The organism is Streptomyces sp. P17 (assembly GCF_032436805.1).
Taxonomy (GTDB): domain Bacteria; phylum Actinomycetota; class Actinomycetes; order Streptomycetales; family Streptomycetaceae; genus Streptomyces.
In genome coordinates, this window is sequence record NZ_JAVRBF010000009.1 from 85,357 (window position 1) to 100,026 (window position 14,670).

A 14,670-nucleotide genomic window follows, 5' to 3' on the forward strand; every position below is an offset into this window, starting at 1 on the left:
GCTCCTCGGGGTCGACGGCATTGCGCCGTCATCGGGTGGGGTCTGCGAGCCGGGGCGCCGCGGTGCCCGCGGCGGCGGCCGGACCGGAGCCGCCGGGCTGTGTGCTTTCGCGCGGTACCTGCGCCCCGGCGGGCGAGGGGACGTATTCCGCAGCCGCGTTGCCAATGGGGGTCAGGTGGCCGTCGATCACCGTGAGCACCTGCATGCCCGCTGCCCGGGCGGAGTCGATGCCGTCGGGAGCGTCGTCGACCGCGAGGCAGCGCTCCGGCGTGACGCCCAGGCGGCGGGCGGCGGTGAGGAACAGCTCTGGGTCCGGCTTGCCGCGGGTGACGTCCTCGCGTGCGACGACGGCCGCGAACGCGTCCTTCAGACCCAGGGCGTCGAGTCCCGGGGCGACGAGCAGCCGGGTGGCGCCCGACGCCACGGCGCAGGGAAGGCCGGCACGGCGTGCCTGCTGCAGGAGCTCCACGACGCATGGGATCGGCGTGATGGTGTGCACCGTGGCCAGCAGGTGGGTGCGGCTGTGCTGGATGATCTCGCTGTGGGGCAGATCCCGGCCGCCGGGCAGCACTGCCAGGAGGTCGTGGATGGACAGGCCGATGTGCCGGCCGTACCAGTCGGGGTCCAGAGCAACGCCGTACGGCTGAAGGGCTGCGCGCAGCGCGTCCTCGTGCCCGCGCCGGGTGTCGGCCAGGGTGCCATCGAAGTCCAGGACCAGGGCCTGGACCACTTCGTCGATCGCGGGCACACAGGTGCCCGTGCCGCGGTCGCCCGGACAGGCCGAAGGCTGGGCGGCCGTACTCATGCCGCCTCCGCGGTGGTGCGCCGACCACAGCACATGCACGCCGCGTCCGGGCCCTGCCACGGCTCCATCAGGCAGGCCAGGGCGCCGCCGGCGCCCTGGATCCACGCCCGGATCTGCTCGGCCGCCTCGTACTCGTCGACGCTTCGCCGGTCCACGACCCGGTAGCGGGCCGGGTCGGTGGCGGCGAGCCGCTCGAAGAGCGTGCACGCCGCGCGCATGAAGTCGGCCTGCTCGTCGGTGAAGACGCAGCGGTCGCGCCGCTGGGCGCGCTCCACGGCCTTGGAGGCGTCGTCGGTGACGAGGATCGTGAGGTCCGGCAGTGGCCGGTAGGAGGAGGCGAGGTCCAGCAGGTCGGTCGCCGTCTGGAGGGCGGCGTCCGGGTCGTCGGGGTGCAGCAGAAGTGCCTGGCACACCGCGGTGGTGTCCACGCTGCGGCCTTCGATAACGGTCTGCCCGCGGGCCAGATCGGGCAGGACAGTGTCCAGGTCGTGCCGCTTGATGGCCATGAGGAGCAGGGCCTCGGCCATCGGAGTGCCGCCGCGCAGGAACGGGTCCCCGGCGCTGGCGTCGCGCAGCGAGCGAAGCAGGGTCTCCCCGAGCCCGGGGCGCCCGTTGGCCCGTTGGGAGAACTCGTCCAGCATCAACGGCTTGGTCTTCAGGGCCTCGACGGCACGGTTGGTGAGGTAGGTCTTGCCGACGCCGTTGAGGCCCTCGGCGGAGATCAGCGGGCCGCGGCTGCACGGGGGAATCGGTGTGATCGTCATGCTGCGGTATCCGTTCGGGGACGGGGACGGCGGGCCGCCGGACCCAGTTGGCCGGCGGGTGCGGGCTTGCGGGGGTTGGTCAGGCGCGCCATGCGTCGGCCTCCCGGGTGAGGACGGCGGCGTAGCGGTCGAGGACTGCTTCGTCGTCGCGCTCGCTCAGGACGATGGCGAGGGTGCGGTCCAGAATCTGGGCGGCGCCGCGGCACGGGGCCCGATCGCCGCCGGTGAACATGGGCCGGGTGTCGCACGGCACCAGGCGGAAGCTGCCGGTGGAGCTAGGCACTCCGAGCTGGGCGAGGTGCTCGGCGAACGCCCGGGGGTTGGGCAGGCCGATGCGCAAGAGCGGGGAGTAGTGGTTCCACGTCTCGTCCGTCGCCGGCTGGAGCGGCGTGAGGCCGCGGGCGCCGGTCAGGGCGCGCAGCAGGTAGGCGGTCTGGGCGCGGCGGCGCTCCAGCAGGGCCGGGAACCGGAGCAGGTTGGCCTGGGCGAGTGCCGCGATCAGCTCGGGCATACGCCCTGGGAGTCCGAGCTGTTCCTGGGGGCGGCTGCCGGGCGGGGGCGTCAGCCAGTGGCCGCGGAAGGCCCGGACGTGGGCGGCGATGGCTGGATCGCCGGACAGGACGAAGCCGCCTTCGTTGCTCCAGAGGATCTTGCCGTCCTTCGTGCTGAAGCACCCGGCCGCGCCGACCGAGCCGGCCGGGACGCCGGCGCGCGACGTTCCCGCGGCCTGGGCGGCGTCCTCGACGATGGCGAGCTCCCGCTCCGCAGCGAACGCGCGGAGGCTGACGGGCGCGCCCATCCTGCCCCACAGGTGCACCGGGACGATCGCCTTGGTCCGGCCCGTGACCTTGGAGGCGGCGTCGGCGTAGTCGAGGTCGAGGGTGTCGGGGTCGCTGTCGACGAACACCGGCTTCGCGCCGAGCTGGACGACTGGTTGGGCGGTCATGATGACGGTGAGCGCCGGCAGCAGGACCTCGTCGTCGGGCCCGACCCCGGCCGCGGACAACGCAGCGTGCAGGGCCGTCGTACCGGAGGACACCGCGACCGCGTGCCGCTGGGCGAACACCTGGGTGAGGTCGTGCTCGAACCGGGTGGTGAACTCGGCGCCGGTAGCGTCGGGCATGTGGGACAGCGCCGCCAGCACGCTGTCGCCGAGGTCCTCCGCCCGGGGGAGCGGTGGCAGGCCGGTCACCTTGCCTCCCGCGCGAGGAGACGGGGCATGCCGAGCACGAGCGGGCCCATGTTCACGCAGTCCCGGGAGAAGTGGGAGCAGTCCGTGCACGCCGGACGGCCGGCGAACAGAATCCGCGCGTCGGCGCCGACTATGCTGCGCTGCTCCGCCGGGGCGGTGGCGGCGATCCGGCGGTCGGACGGGCAGTCCCACAGCGAGCCGTCGGGCTGGATGAAGAACAACTGCGCCCCGCCGAAGCAGTCCGCGACCCGGCCGCTGTCCTGGGTGGCGATCGAGGCGAGGAACTGCCGCACGTAGTCGGGGTCGGGGAGGGCGAGCCCGCCCGGGTCCGCCTGGAGGCGGCGCAGTTGGTCTTCGACCGCAGGGACGTCGGCGGGGGTGTGGCACCGCTCGGCGAAGAGCTTGTGGTCGGGGGGCAGGGAGATGGGCTGCGGGACGTAGTAGTCGACGCCGACCTCGGAGGCGAGTCGGGCGACGCCGGTGATCTCCTGGGGGCGGTCGCGCATGACCACGGTGTAGATGCCGACCCGCGGGCTCGGCCCGGAGCCCCGCTCGCTCAGCAGGGCGCGGATGCCGTCCAGGACCTCGCGGTGGCCGACCCGGCCGGACCGGGACGGCCGCAGCAGGTCGTTGACGGCTGCGTCCGCGCTGTCGAGGGACACCGAGACCCCGTCGACGCCGAGCTCGACGAGCCGTCGTGCCATGCCGGGCCGGGTGAGCGGCACGCCGTTGGTCGCGACGACGACGTCGCACCCGGCGTCCTTGATCGTCTTGATCAGGCTCAGGGTGGGCAGCCAGTCCAGCGGTTCGCCGCCGGCCAGGATGACCCGTTCGACCGGCGAGTCGGCCAGGGACTGCGCGAACTCCTCCATGACGGTGCGGTCGAGGTCGCGGACAGGGATGTGGGACAGCAAGCCCGGGCCCACGGGGAGCGCTTCCTTGTGGTCGGCCAACTCTCCGAAGTAGCAGTGCGGGCAGCCGAACGAGCAGGGCGAACGCAGCGCCCACAGCAGCGTGATGTCACGAAGCACGGCTGACCTCCCGCTGTGCCACGAGGGCGAGCACGGCGTCCTCGACGGCCTTGCCGGTCTCTTCCGGGCCGTGGCCGGTCACGTCGATCACGGTGAACCGGTTCGGCTCGGCAGCGGCCAGCTCCCGGTACAGGTAGTCGGTCTGCTCGATCACCTCCAGGGCGCTCGCCGGCAGCGTGCGCCCGATCCGGGCGGCGAACCGGGCCACACAGACCTCTAGGTCGCCGGTCAGCAGGAGGGTGGCGTCCGGCATCGACCGCCACCGGCGGGCAGTGGCCAGGATCTGCTCCGCCACCGCCCGGGCGGGCGTTGGCAGGTGCTCGTCGTGCAGGATCGCCCCCTGACACACGGCCACGCTGTCCACCCCGCGGTCCTCGAGGACCACGTCGACGCCGGCCAGCATCTCGGGGGTGAGGCGCTCGAACTCGCGGAACTTCAGCGCCAGCAGCGCGAGCGTCTCCACGACCGGATGCCCGGTCCGCAGACAGACGTCCCCGCCCGCGGCGAGGGCGGCGATCACCTGGCCGGGCAGGGTGTCGCCGGCCTGGTCGGTCAGCTCGTCCAGCCGAAGGCACCGCGAGCCGAGCGAGGCGGCCACCGCGCGGACGGCCGTGGTCTTGCCGACCCCATTGATGCCCTCAACGCTCACCCACAGCGGCCGATCGGGAGCCTCCCAATCGCGGCGGGGCCTGGGAACCCTGGTGGTGGTCATGCCGGCCTCCGGCACACGAACAGCAGCCCAGGCGCCCAGCCGGTAGCCACCGCCGGAGCGCCCGGTCGGGGTCGGTACTGCTCGCTCAGTTCAGTGCTCATGCTGTCCCTCCCACGGGAAAACGATCCAGGTGTCGTTCAGCGATGCGATGTGGTCGATGGCGCGGTCGGGGTCGGCCTCCTGCGTCCAGTTGGCCCGATTCACGGTGAGGACCGCGGTGCGCACCCGGGCGGGGCCCAGGGCGCGGAGCAGGTCGGCCGTGTGGGCGAGGGTCGCGCCGCTGCCGGCGATGTCGTCGACGAGCAGCACGTCCAAGTCCGTCAGGTCGCCGAGCGAGGCGGGGTTGCGGACGATCGGCAGCAGGGTCTTGGCGGCGTTAATGCCGTCTACGGTGGTGCGGGTGACCTCGACCGTTCGTACGTCGCGGATCCCGAGACGGTGGGAGAGCCACACGGCCGGGATCATGCCGCCGCGCACGATGCCCACCACGGCCTGCGGTATCCCGCCGACCGTCACCAGTTCGGCGAGGGCCTGCGTGGCGGCGCCGATGTCGTCCCACGTCAGGTACAGGGGGGCGGGCCGGTCAGCGTTGGGCGCGGGCGGCGGCGGGGACGTGGCCATCTGCTGCACCTCCTTCTTGGTTTGCTTGCTTGCCGGTCGGGAATCAGGCCGCGTTCCACTGGGCGGCGGCGAGGGTGACGAACTGCTGGTTGAGCACTGGGTCACTCCGGAACTGGCCGCCGGCGTGCACCGTGGTGGTGCGGGCGGCCTCCATCCGCACGCCGCGCATGCTCATGCACAGGTGCACACCGCGGACGGCGACGGCGACGTCTTCGCGTCCGATCACGCCGGCCAGGTGCTCGGCGAACTGCTGGGTGAAGCGTTCTTGAACCTGGAGTCGGCCGGCGTAGTGCTGGGCGATCCGCCCGAACTTCGACAGACCCACCACCTCCCCGTTAGGCACGTATCCGGCGGTGACCTGAAGGTTCATGGGCAGCATGTGGTGTTCACAGAGCGACCACACGCTCATGCCGCCCACGATGACCAGCTGATCGCTCAGCTGGGACTCGGTGAAACAGGTGGCCGTCGCGGCATCGTCCGGGGACAGGAACGCGCGCCACCAGGCCGCGACACGGTCCGGGGTGCCGGCCAGGCCCTCGCGAGCGGGGTCCTCGCCCAACGCGACCAGGAGCTGGGCGATCAGGTCGGCGACCCGGCAAGTGTCGATGGCCGCGCCACAGGGGCCGGCAACGGGGACGGGGCTCAGGTCCGGCTCGGAGCTGGCGACAGATGTCGTCATGGGCTTCTCTCGCTTCCAGGGCTGGGGAACGGAGCAGGCGGGCGGGAGCTCAGCGGCCTCGGGCGTCAGCGAAAGCGATCACGTGGAGCCGGGTGGTGAAGCGCCAGTGCCGGGCCGCGACCGCGTCCGCGAGGACCCGAGTGGTTGCGGTGATCTCCTCAGCGGTGGTGCCTTCCGGCATCACCCACACCGGTGCGAGCCGGTGCGCATCGGCGAGCTCGGCGATCCGGTCGAGGTCGGCCACCGTGGAAGCGACGAACTTGAACGCCGCCCGCTCGGAGGCCGCGAACGCCTCCAGCGCGGCGGGTACGAGGCTCTTGGCCTCTTTCACGCCGAAACTGGCGAGCTTGGGCGAGACGTTGAACCGAACCCCTTCGACTATCAGCTCAGGGAGAGGAGCGATGGTCCCGTTCGTCTCGAACTCGACCCGCTTTCCGGCGGCCAGCAGCTTCCGGACGAGAGGCACCAGGCGCGGCTGCTGGATCAGCGGTTCACCACCGGTGATCACGACCAGCTCCACCGGCGAGGACGTGCCCCAGGACACCAGGTCCGCCACAGACCGCCTCGTCGACTCCTTGCGCGGGTCGAACTGGGACCAGTCCCAGGTGTACTTCGTGTCGCACTTCGCGCAGGTCAGGTTGCACCGGGAGAGGCGGATGAACAGGGCAGGGTGCCCACAGCTCGGCCCTTCGCCCTGGAAGGTCGGCACCTCGACGCCGAAGCACTCCGCAACGATCAGCCATAACTCGGCATCGTCCGTCGTCGGTCCGTTGACGATCGACTCGAGTGTGGTCACTGCCCCTCCACATCGAAGCGTGCCCAACTACTGCCGGTCTCGCGGACGAGGACCGCGACCAGGCGGCCGGGAACCTTCTCCAGGAGGTTCTGGATGAACCAGCCAGCCAGGAACTGGGCCAGGCGCTCCGAGGTCGGCTCGAAGGGGAGGATCTCGTGCAGGTTGCGGTGGTCCAGTTCGGTGTCCAGGAACTTTTTGAACGGGGCGAGAGCGCCGAAATCGGTGACGAACCCTGGCTCTTCCAGATGCGGAGCCGTCAGGATGACCTCCACCTCGTAGCTGTGGCCGTGCTGGCGGGAGCACTTGTGCTCGGGCGCCAGCCCGGGGAGGCGGTGGCCAGCCTCGAATCCGAACTTCTTGCCGATGGTGAAGGCCCCGGACGGCAGCGGAACGGAGTTGAGATCCATGAGCTTCCTTCGGGAGTAGGGAACGAGGCGGCTCAGGCCGCCGGAGCAGTACACACAGAGGTCGGCCATCGTGCCTGAGCCCTGGTGGGCCGTACGCTCGCACCATGCACCAGTTCGCCGAGGTGATCGTGTGTCGCTCAACTGTGCGTGCAGCAATAGGAGTTGGTGGTCATCCTGCGGCGACGAGCGAAGGGCGGCCGCTGACGTACGCCGATTACGACACAACGCCCGCCAGCTAGCACCATTGAGCACTCGCCGGGCAGGATGAGGCGATGGTGAGGGGCACTCACTCACGATCTTGCCGAACTCCCAGAGGGGAAAGGCGCCTTGGACAGCGAGGAGCGCGGCACGTTCGCCGCTGAACTCACGCATTGGCGAACCGTTCGGAGTCTGTCTAAGAGGGCTTTGGCGGCGCGACTCAACGTTGACCCCTCGTACGTCAGCCATCTCGAGGCCGGCCGCGAGCATGGCAGCGCCCACCTCGCTCGCCGCGCTGATGCGGAACTCGATGCCGGCGGTGCCTTGTGGAGTGCTTGGCAGCGGACCGACACCACTTGGCCCAAGGCTGAGCAGTCCGAGCCCCCTTCCCACACAGCTCTGCTGGTGCTGGAAGACGATGCGGCCCTGGACTTCGACGGCAGCACCTTCCACCTGCGGATGCGCCGGCTTCTGCGTAACGTCGGTGCTGATCCCGTCACGCGCTACCTCGTCCGCATTAACGTTGACCGCTACCCCTCCGAACCGGAGCGCTCCAACGCCCTTTACCGGCGCCACCCTCTGACCTGGGAGGAACTTGGTCTGGAAGCCCACTGCGGTGAAGATCCCATGGGCTGGACCGTCAAACACGACCGTGACGCGTTCAAGGAGGTGTGGCTTCAGTTCCAGAGCGCCACCAGCCGCTTCCCTCTCTACCCGGGCCAGGAAGCGGAGATCACTTACTCCTACAGCGTCAGCGCCGACAAATGGGGTCCCTGGTTTCAGCGGGCTGTCCGGTTGCCGACCCGGCGCCTTTCCGTGGAACTCGCCTTTCCGACCCTGACCGAGCCGACCGTCTGGGGGACGGAGACCTCCATGAGTACGGACTTTGCGCCTTTGCGTACGCCTCCTCGGCAGAGTGCGAGGGGTGACCGGACGGTCTTCGCCTGGACCACGATGGACCCACCCCTGCACGCCCGCTTCCGCTTGGAATGGCGCCTCAAGGATCCCGACACGAAAGAGAACACCCCTGTGAGCACCCTCTCCGCGAGCCAGGCCATGGCGAACGCCGGCATCGTCCAGGAAGGCGCCCCTGTCCTCTCCAGCCCGGCCCGTCCGTTCGACCTGCCGGCCGAAGCCGCTGAGGCCCAGCGCATCGTCGGTGAACTCTTCCGTGCCACCGAACGGGTCCGGGAACTGCACACGTTCGGTAAGGGCATGGGCATCGCCGCCCCTCAGCTCGACATCGACCGCTCTGCAGCCGTGGTCGTCCCTCCGGACCCGGAAGCCGAGCCAATCGTGCTGCTGAACGCCACTATTGAGGAGACGTCCGCGGACCAGGACGAGCAGTTCGAAGGATGCTTGAGTTTTTTCGACGTCCGTGGTCGCGTTCCCCGCCCCCTCAGCATCGTCGTCGCGCACTGCGACCTCGACGGCAACACGCGGCTGTCCCGCTTCACGCAAGGGATGGCCCGCCTCGTCGCCCACGAGCTCGACCACCTCGACGGCGTTCTCTACCGCGAGCGCATGCGCCCGGGTGTCCGACCGATCCCGGTCGAGGAATACCGGGGAACTGGGACCCAGTGGCAGTACGGCTGAACCGGGCCCAGCTGAGTAGGTGACACCGGTGGGCCATTTCATTTCTTCTCAACCCCCTCTGTCTGCGCTTTGGCGTGAATGACCGAGTTCGACACGGTTTCCAGAGGTGCCCCAGGCTGCTACTGGCTTGGTGCCGCCGTGCGCGCCGATGAACTGTGCCCAGCTCGGGAACCCGGCCCGAGCGCGACGCGGCGTACCAGGTCGACCTGTCAGCCGAAATGACGGCGCTGCGGGGCGGTGGCCATTGCGGTGGGCATCAGACCGGACCGTCCTGCACGGCGGCCACGATCTCGTGGAGGTGCCGGGGCTGGCTGGTGCTAGGGATGGGGGCGACGTTAGAGCTCCGGGAGAGGAGCCAGTGCAGCGGGGCGGCGGCCCCGTGGACTCGGGCCAGGAGGCCACCGTCCAGCGGCCGGCAGGCCACGTATGGCATGCCCAGGTCGCGGCACATCTCCACGGCGTCGTCGTTGCGGTCGGTGGTGTTCAGCACGTTCTGCACCGCGGCGACGGGCCGGTACTTGAGCACGTACCGGATGTCCTCGGGCATGACCTTCGACAGGCCGATGTGCCCGATCTTCCCCTCGTCCTGGAGGGCTTGCATGACGGCGATCTGGTCGTCGCGCGAGACCTCGGGGTCGATGCGGTGCAGGTAGCACAGCTCCAGCCGTTCCACCTTCAGGCGGCGGAGGCTCGCTTCGACGCAAGCCCGCAGGTAGAAGGGGTTGCCGAGCGGCTTCCACTGACCAGCGGCGGGGCGGACCATGCCGACCTTCGTCGCGATCAGCACGTGCTCGGGGTAGGGGTACAGCGCTTCGCGGATGAGGTGTTCGACGGTGTGGGGGCCGTAGGCGTCGGCGGTGTCGATGTGGCTGATGCCGTGGGTGTGGACGGCCTGTCGAAGCACGCTGAGCGCGGTGTCGCGGTCGTCCGGGTCGCCCCACGTGCCGGGGCCGGTCAGGTGCATGGTGCCGAAGCCGAGGCGGGAGACGGTCTTCCCGGCGATGGTGATGCTGCCGCCGGGACTCATACGAGCTCCTCCTTCAGGCAGCGCTGAACGGCGATGTCTACGGCGTGGGCCTGGCTGTCGGGGTCGCTGGTCACCCGCTGGTGGGGGATGACGTCGTTGGCCAGGAGGCGGTGCACGCGGTCGTCGACGAGGCGCCGGAAGTGAACGTCGTAGTCGTGGCTGGTGTCGACGGGCACGCTCTCGTCGAGCACGGTCGCGAACAGCAGGTCGTACTTGGGGAGCTGCGTGGAGGCGAGGGTCAGCAGGCGATCACGTTCGCGCCGGGTCGGGGTCTCGGCCCGGAACGCCATGGCGGCCTCGAAGTAGGCAATGGCTTCGTGGGCGGCGTGGTCGATGAGGACGACATCAGCGCCCTGAGCGGCGGCGTTGGTCTCGTCGAGGATGCCCTGGGCGATGATCCGCTCGGTGGACTGGGCGGTGTGGTGCTGCATCGCGGGCAGGCCCGCCGCGGCGATGCGCTTGCCGGGCTGCCCGGCGCGCGTCACCGTGACGCCGTGGCCGCGCAGCTCCTTCTCTATGCGATTCAGGAGCGTCGTCTTGCCCGTTGAGTGGGTGCCGAGCACAGCGATCCGATGGGGCTGGGAGGAGGAAGTCACCACAGGGTGGGGTCCGTTTCTGGTTCGGGGGAGGTAGGCAGGCCGGGCGGCACGGCCGCGGTGCCCAACTGGTCCCAGGCGTCACAGCGGGAGAGGGGTGGGGACTGCTGCCTGCCCGATGGCCGCAGAGCCAGTGTCGTGCGGCGACCGGGCAGGGGGTCTAGGCGGCGGATGTGGCCAGCTCCTTGAGTAGTTCGAGCAAGCCAACGACGCGGAACGACTGGAGGCGGCGAACGAGCTGCGAGGCCAGGAACGTTCCGATGTTCGGGTGGCCGTAGGGCAGCGGTGCTTCGGGCTGCGCGACGACCTTCACACCGCCTCGTCCGTCACGCCCGTACAGCGTGCCGTCAACGCCGTAAAGGGGCGCGCTCCTGGCCAGGAACACCATGGGGTCGTTCTCCAGGTGCTTGCAGAGCCTCGCGGCGGCACGGGCGTGCCTGCGGCACACGGGCGGCTGGTTCGTGAGGATGCTCGGCTGGGATGGATCGTAGTCCCGGGGGCCGGCGAGGAAGATGAACCCGAGCGGCGTGCGGGCGGGCCGGGTGCAGACCTGGCAGAGCATCGTCTGCATGCACACCATCTGTCGGTGGGGGTGTATCAGCTTCCACTGCGGCTCACCGGTGATCCGGCCCTGGGCATCAACGGGGTTCCAGCCGCACCGAGCCCACAGGGCGCCGCGCGGGTCGCGGTCCCGCGGGTCCTCGTCCGCGTAGCAGAGCCGCAGGCCCGTCGGGTGCCGGGTGATGATGAGGTTGTCCGGGGCTGCGTCCTCCCCTGTCCTCTGTGTGATGTAGGGGACCAGGGAGAGGTTCTTGTCTGTCGGCTCGATGGCTCGTGGGTTGTACGAGAGTCTGAGGGATGGGAAGGTCACGGCTCCTCCGTACGACCCTCGGACTCCTGGTCGGCGACGAAGAACCAGACGTCTTTGCCGGCATCCGTTTTCGAGACCGACGATTCGTCGACCAGGGCACGCACGAGAGCCAGTCCGCGGCCGCTCTCATCAAGCGGCCGTGCGTTCCGCCGCTCCAAGGGACTCGGATCGCTGTCACGCACCACTGCGGTGACGCCGCCGGGAACGCGCTGCACGAGAATGTCCGCCTGGCGGCGCCCGCTGTCATCAGGAGCGGTGTGCTCCAGCACGTTCGTCAGCAGCTCGTTGACGGCGAAGAGGACGCGGTCGACCGTGTCCTCCCCGGCGCGCCACCACCGAAGGTGTCCCCGCACGATGGACCGCACGGTCGCAAGGTCCTCGGCCACCACATCGAACGTCGCTTCGTACTGGCGGCGGCTTCCTCTGGACATCGCGCGAGCCGGTCCGCCCGCCTGGGGGGTCTCGAGAAGCGCGCTCATCGATGCTCCGTCCGTTGTGCCGGAATCCCCTTCATCAGGGGACGGTTGCGGTGTGTACTGGGACCGAACCGATCAGCAACCATTCAGGCAGAGCGCGGCGCGGGCGTGCAGAGCCTGATGCCGAAAGCCAGAAAGTTCGGCATGACAGCGACGGGACCGGAGATGCCGCAGCCAGAGAAACAGCTGAAGCCAGAAGAATCACCGCAGGACTGGTTCGGCTCTGAACTGCGCCACCGCCGCAAGGAACACGGCCTGTCGGCAAGGGCGCTGGGGCGGTTAGCCCAGGTCAGCGACGACATGATCCTGATGATCGAGAAGGCCAAGTACCCCTCCCTGCAGCGCGAAGTGGCGCAACAGTTCGACAAAGTCCTCGACACCGGGGGCGTCTTCGACCGCGCGTGGCCTATGGCCTTTGGTAAAGGGGATGCCGAAAAGAAACGCGCTGATGCCGATAAACGCTCCTCGGGCCGTGCGGAGGGAGCGATTCAGGTGCACGCAGGCCGCATCCTGGGCAGAGACGATGTACCTCCTCGCCCTGGGAGCCATGAGCCCGTGTACCGACGGCGATTCCTCCAAGGCGGCCTCGCCGCCCTTGCCCCCATAGACCTCATGCAGGCGTTCGCCCCGCCAGGCCTGACGCTGCCCGACTCCATTGGCATGCGCACCATCGGAGAGGTGCAGGAAGTCGCCACAGTCATCAGCGGGCTCGACAACAAGCTCGGCGGCGGCGGCCTGGTCAGCGAAGTCGCCAGCCCGGCCATGCAGTGGGCTGCCGGGCTCCTCCAGGTGCAATGCCCGGAGCATCTGCGCGCAGAACTCTTCGCCGCGGTCTCTCGACTCGGGATCGTCGTCGGAGCCTCAGCCTTTGACGCCTACCGGCACGCTTACGCCACCCAGACCTTTACCTTCGCCGCCGATTGCGCAGAAGAAGCAGGAGACTGGCACCTGCGCGCGAAGACCTACAGTCTCCTCGCCCGGCAAGCCGTCTGGAAGGGCGAAGCGGACGACGGACTCACCTACGCAGAGAAGGGCCTGGTGCGCTCCGACCGGATCACGGCCACCGAACGGGCCATGCTGCACACGGCGCGGGCCAGGGCGTTCGGAAAGATGGGGAATGTCCGAGACTGCATGGCGGCCGTCGGCCAGTCCGACGAGGCATTCGAACAGGCACGCCCTCAGGAAGACCCGGCGTGGATGGCCTACTACGACGAGGCGCAGCACAATGGCGATACCGCGCACGCTCTATTTGATCTCGTCGTTGGCGAAGGCCAGGACCCCGGCCGGGCTGCGCGCCGCTTCGCGACCGCCGTGCGGGGACATGGCGACGCCTGGAAGCGGTCCCGGGCGATCTCGCGAACCAAGCTCGCTGCGCTCATCATGGCGACGGGAGATCCTCGGCAAGCCGCCGCGATCGGCCACGAGGCTCTTGATGAAGCTGGCCAGCTCACATCTCGACGTGCCGCCGATGACCTTCGTCAGCTAGGGGCGTTTGCTGCCAAGCACCCCACCATTCCGGAAGCGGCAGGGTTGCGGGAGCGCATCGCCGCTACGGTCTCAGCATGACGACGTCGGCAGTAGCACGTGCCCGGCACGTACTCGAACAGGCTTGTGCCGGTGCGGGGTTGGCTGCCGATCGTGCGGAGCCGGTACGGCTGGCAGAGAACCAGATCTGGCGGCTTCCTGGGCAGCAGGTGATAGTGCGCGTCGCCCGGGAGGGACAGGCCTCCGCTGCGCGACGGGAGGTACGTGTAGCGCGCTGGCTCGCCGAGAACAACGTGCCGGCCGTGCGCCTGGTCGACGTTCCCCAGCCGGTCGAAGTGGACAGCTGCCCGGTGACCTTCTGGGAAGAACTCCCGCCCCACGAGCACGGCACGACCACCGATGTCGCGCAGCTGCTGCTGCAACTCCATACGCTGCCTGCCCCCGACTTCGATCTCGGGCACCTCAGACCGTTCGTCCGGATCAGCGAGCGGCTGGAGGCAGCAGCGACATTGGACCGGGCGGACGTCTCATGGCTGCACGGGCTCCACCAGGAACTCGAGGCCGCCTGGGCGGACCGGCCAGCCGGCCGACGTGACTGCGCCGTTCATGGCGATGCCTGGCCCGGCAACCTGGTCCGGCTCATCGGTGGCGGCCGACGGATCATGGACCTTGAGCGATTCTCCCTGGGGCCGCCGGAATGGGATCTCGTCTCAACGGCCGTTCGCGCGAAGACGACTGGCGCCGTCACTGCAACGGAGTACGACACGTTCTGCGAGACCTACGGGTACGACGTCACCGAGTGGGACGGGTACGGGATCCTCGCAGGGGCTCGGGAACTTCGCATGGTGACGTACGCAGCCCAGCACGCAGCGAGCCACCCCGGATGGGCCGAGCAGGCTCAGCACCGGGTCGACTGCCTGCGTGGCCGCAGAGGCCCTCGCCCTTGGAACTGGAAGGGAATCCTGTAGGTGGACCGGCTAGCCGCGGGCCCAGACGTCCTGTTCTGCTACGGCACACTTCGCTTCGGTACCGTCCTTGAAGCCCTGCTGGGGCGGATACCCGCCCGAGTCCCGGCGTCCCTGTCCGGTTGGCGCGCTGCTGCGCTCGAGGGCCGGGTCTACCCCGGCCTCGTCTCGGCGCCCGACGTCGCGGCGGACGGCATGGTGCTGACCGACCTCAGAAGCAGAGAGTGGAAGATCCTCGACGCATTCGAGGATGACCGGTACGAGCTGCAGGCACTGACCCTCTCCTCCGGGACCCGCGGGTGGGCGTACGTATGGCCACACGGTGAGGTCCGGCCGGAGAACTGGGACGCAGTCGAGTTCGAGGCCCTACACCTGCCGGAGTACGCAGCCAGGTGTGCACGCATCGCTCCGGCCCTCGCTGCGGGCAGGCCTAAGCCTGAGTAGCGACA

Annotated in this window: 17 protein-coding genes; 4 read left to right on the forward strand and 13 right to left on the reverse strand. The window is 69.5% G+C overall.

The genetic code is table 11. The annotated features are described in order from the left end of the window. Nucleotides 1-28: 28 nt before the first annotated feature. The 9 genes from RMT89_RS08065 to RMT89_RS08105 all read right to left on the reverse strand — a co-directional run bounded on the left by RMT89_RS08065 (nt 29) and on the right by RMT89_RS08105 (nt 7,007). Entirely contained in the window at nt 29-805 is a 777-nt protein-coding gene (locus RMT89_RS08065; protein ID WP_043728894.1) for an HAD family phosphatase, read from the reverse strand. Next, nucleotides 802-1,569, reverse strand: coding sequence for a thymidylate kinase (locus RMT89_RS08070; RefSeq protein ID WP_007492653.1), 768 nt, complete (start codon nt 1,567-1,569; stop codon nt 802-804). Before RMT89_RS08070 ends, RMT89_RS08065 begins: the two co-directional genes overlap by 4 nt. A gap of 79 nt (nt 1,570-1,648) precedes the next feature. Beyond that, nucleotides 1,649-2,761, reverse strand: a complete 1,113-nt coding sequence (locus RMT89_RS08075; protein ID WP_007492651.1) for a DegT/DnrJ/EryC1/StrS aminotransferase family protein — start codon at nt 2,759-2,761, stop codon at nt 1,649-1,651. After that, nucleotides 2,758-3,792 carry a radical SAM protein gene (locus RMT89_RS08080; protein ID WP_007492649.1) on the reverse strand — a complete coding sequence of 345 codons (1,035 nt, stop codon included), beginning with the start codon at nt 3,790-3,792 and terminating at the stop codon, nt 2,758-2,760. The genes RMT89_RS08075 and RMT89_RS08080 overlap by 4 nt, the downstream gene beginning before the upstream one ends. Then, nucleotides 3,782-4,504 carry a thymidylate kinase gene (locus tag RMT89_RS08085; RefSeq protein WP_078508474.1) on the reverse strand — a complete coding sequence of 241 codons (723 nt, stop codon included), beginning with the start codon at nt 4,502-4,504 and terminating at the stop codon, nt 3,782-3,784. The genes RMT89_RS08080 and RMT89_RS08085 overlap by 11 nt, the downstream gene beginning before the upstream one ends. 90 nt (nt 4,505-4,594) lie before the next feature. After that, a complete protein-coding gene (locus RMT89_RS08090) occupies nt 4,595-5,125 on the reverse strand; it encodes a phosphoribosyltransferase (RefSeq protein ID WP_007492645.1) in 531 nt (176 codons plus the stop codon). A gap of 43 nt (nt 5,126-5,168) precedes the next feature. After that, entirely contained in the window at nt 5,169-5,804 is a 636-nt protein-coding gene (gene folE, locus RMT89_RS08095; protein WP_007492644.1) for a GTP cyclohydrolase I, read from the reverse strand. A gap of 49 nt (nt 5,805-5,853) precedes the next feature. Further along, on the reverse strand, nt 5,854-6,600 hold the full coding sequence (locus tag RMT89_RS08100; RefSeq protein WP_007492643.1) for a 7-carboxy-7-deazaguanine synthase QueE: 747 nt from the start codon (nt 6,598-6,600) through the stop codon (nt 5,854-5,856). Further along, nucleotides 6,597-7,007: a 6-carboxytetrahydropterin synthase gene (locus RMT89_RS08105; protein ID WP_007492641.1), complete on the reverse strand. Its 411-nt coding sequence runs from the start codon at nt 7,005-7,007 to the stop codon at nt 6,597-6,599. The genes RMT89_RS08100 and RMT89_RS08105 overlap by 4 nt, the downstream gene beginning before the upstream one ends. 327 nt (nt 7,008-7,334) lie before the next feature. Between RMT89_RS08105 and RMT89_RS08110 the strand changes: the two genes are divergently transcribed. After that, a complete protein-coding gene (locus RMT89_RS08110) occupies nt 7,335-8,801 on the forward strand; it encodes a peptide deformylase (protein ID WP_007492638.1) in 1,467 nt (488 codons plus the stop codon). Nucleotides 8,802-9,057: 256 nt separating this feature from the next. Here RMT89_RS08110 and RMT89_RS08115 read toward each other — a convergent pair whose 3' ends face one another. The 4 genes from RMT89_RS08115 to RMT89_RS08130 form a co-directional block, all read right to left on the reverse strand. Continuing rightward, complete coding sequence (locus RMT89_RS08115; protein ID WP_007492636.1) at nt 9,058-9,828, reverse strand: aldo/keto reductase; 771 nt, start codon at nt 9,826-9,828, stop codon at nt 9,058-9,060. After that, nucleotides 9,825-10,424, reverse strand: coding sequence for an AAA family ATPase (locus RMT89_RS08120; protein WP_106432611.1), 600 nt, complete (start codon nt 10,422-10,424; stop codon nt 9,825-9,827). The genes RMT89_RS08115 and RMT89_RS08120 overlap by 4 nt, the downstream gene beginning before the upstream one ends. A 160-nt stretch (nt 10,425-10,584) precedes the next feature. Then, nucleotides 10,585-11,295, reverse strand: coding sequence for a hypothetical protein (locus tag RMT89_RS08125; RefSeq protein ID WP_007492632.1), 711 nt, complete (start codon nt 11,293-11,295; stop codon nt 10,585-10,587). Further along, nucleotides 11,292-11,774: an ATP-binding protein gene (locus RMT89_RS08130; protein ID WP_007492630.1), complete on the reverse strand. Its 483-nt coding sequence runs from the start codon at nt 11,772-11,774 to the stop codon at nt 11,292-11,294. The genes RMT89_RS08125 and RMT89_RS08130 overlap by 4 nt, the downstream gene beginning before the upstream one ends. 105 nt (nt 11,775-11,879) lie before the next feature. On the opposite strand from RMT89_RS08130, the gene RMT89_RS08135 reads away from it, so the two are divergent. Genes RMT89_RS08135 through RMT89_RS08145 form a run of 3 tightly spaced genes read left to right on the forward strand, consistent with a single transcriptional unit; the run spans nt 11,880 to nt 14,665 of the window. Beyond that, nucleotides 11,880-13,337, forward strand: a complete 1,458-nt coding sequence (locus RMT89_RS08135; protein ID WP_007492628.1) for a helix-turn-helix transcriptional regulator — start codon at nt 11,880-11,882, stop codon at nt 13,335-13,337. Beyond that, nucleotides 13,334-14,224 (forward strand): aminoglycoside phosphotransferase family protein, encoded by an 891-nt coding sequence (locus RMT89_RS08140; RefSeq protein ID WP_043728851.1) that lies wholly within the window; start codon nt 13,334-13,336, stop codon nt 14,222-14,224. Before RMT89_RS08135 ends, RMT89_RS08140 begins: the two co-directional genes overlap by 4 nt. Continuing rightward, complete coding sequence (locus RMT89_RS08145) at nt 14,225-14,665, forward strand: gamma-glutamylcyclotransferase family protein (protein WP_007492623.1); 441 nt, start codon at nt 14,225-14,227, stop codon at nt 14,663-14,665. Nucleotides 14,666-14,670 lie beyond the last annotated feature (5 nt).

Excerpts from the sequence above, each read along its gene's own strand:
- RMT89_RS08130 (WP_007492630.1), bottom strand. The coding sequence starts at position 11,774 with ATGAGCGCGCTTCTCGAGACCCCCCAGGCGGGCGGACCGGCTCGCGCG.
- RMT89_RS08090 (WP_007492645.1), bottom strand. The coding sequence starts at position 5,125 with ATGGCCACGTCCCCGCCGCCGCCCGCGCCCAACGCTGACCGGCCCGCC.
- RMT89_RS08105 (WP_007492641.1), bottom strand. The coding sequence starts at position 7,007 with ATGGATCTCAACTCCGTTCCGCTGCCGTCCGGGGCCTTCACCATCGGC.
- folE (WP_007492644.1), bottom strand. The coding sequence starts at position 5,804 with ATGACGACATCTGTCGCCAGCTCCGAGCCGGACCTGAGCCCCGTCCCC.
- RMT89_RS08065 (WP_043728894.1), bottom strand. The coding sequence starts at position 805 with ATGAGTACGGCCGCCCAGCCTTCGGCCTGTCCGGGCGACCGCGGCACG.
- RMT89_RS08070 (WP_007492653.1), bottom strand. The coding sequence starts at position 1,569 with ATGACGATCACACCGATTCCCCCGTGCAGCCGCGGCCCGCTGATCTCC.
- RMT89_RS08115 (WP_007492636.1), bottom strand. The coding sequence starts at position 9,828 with ATGAGTCCCGGCGGCAGCATCACCATCGCCGGGAAGACCGTCTCCCGC.
- RMT89_RS08085 (WP_078508474.1), bottom strand. The coding sequence starts at position 4,504 with ATGACCACCACCAGGGTTCCCAGGCCCCGCCGCGATTGGGAGGCTCCC.
- RMT89_RS08140 (WP_043728851.1), top strand. The coding sequence starts at position 13,334 with ATGACGACGTCGGCAGTAGCACGTGCCCGGCACGTACTCGAACAGGCT.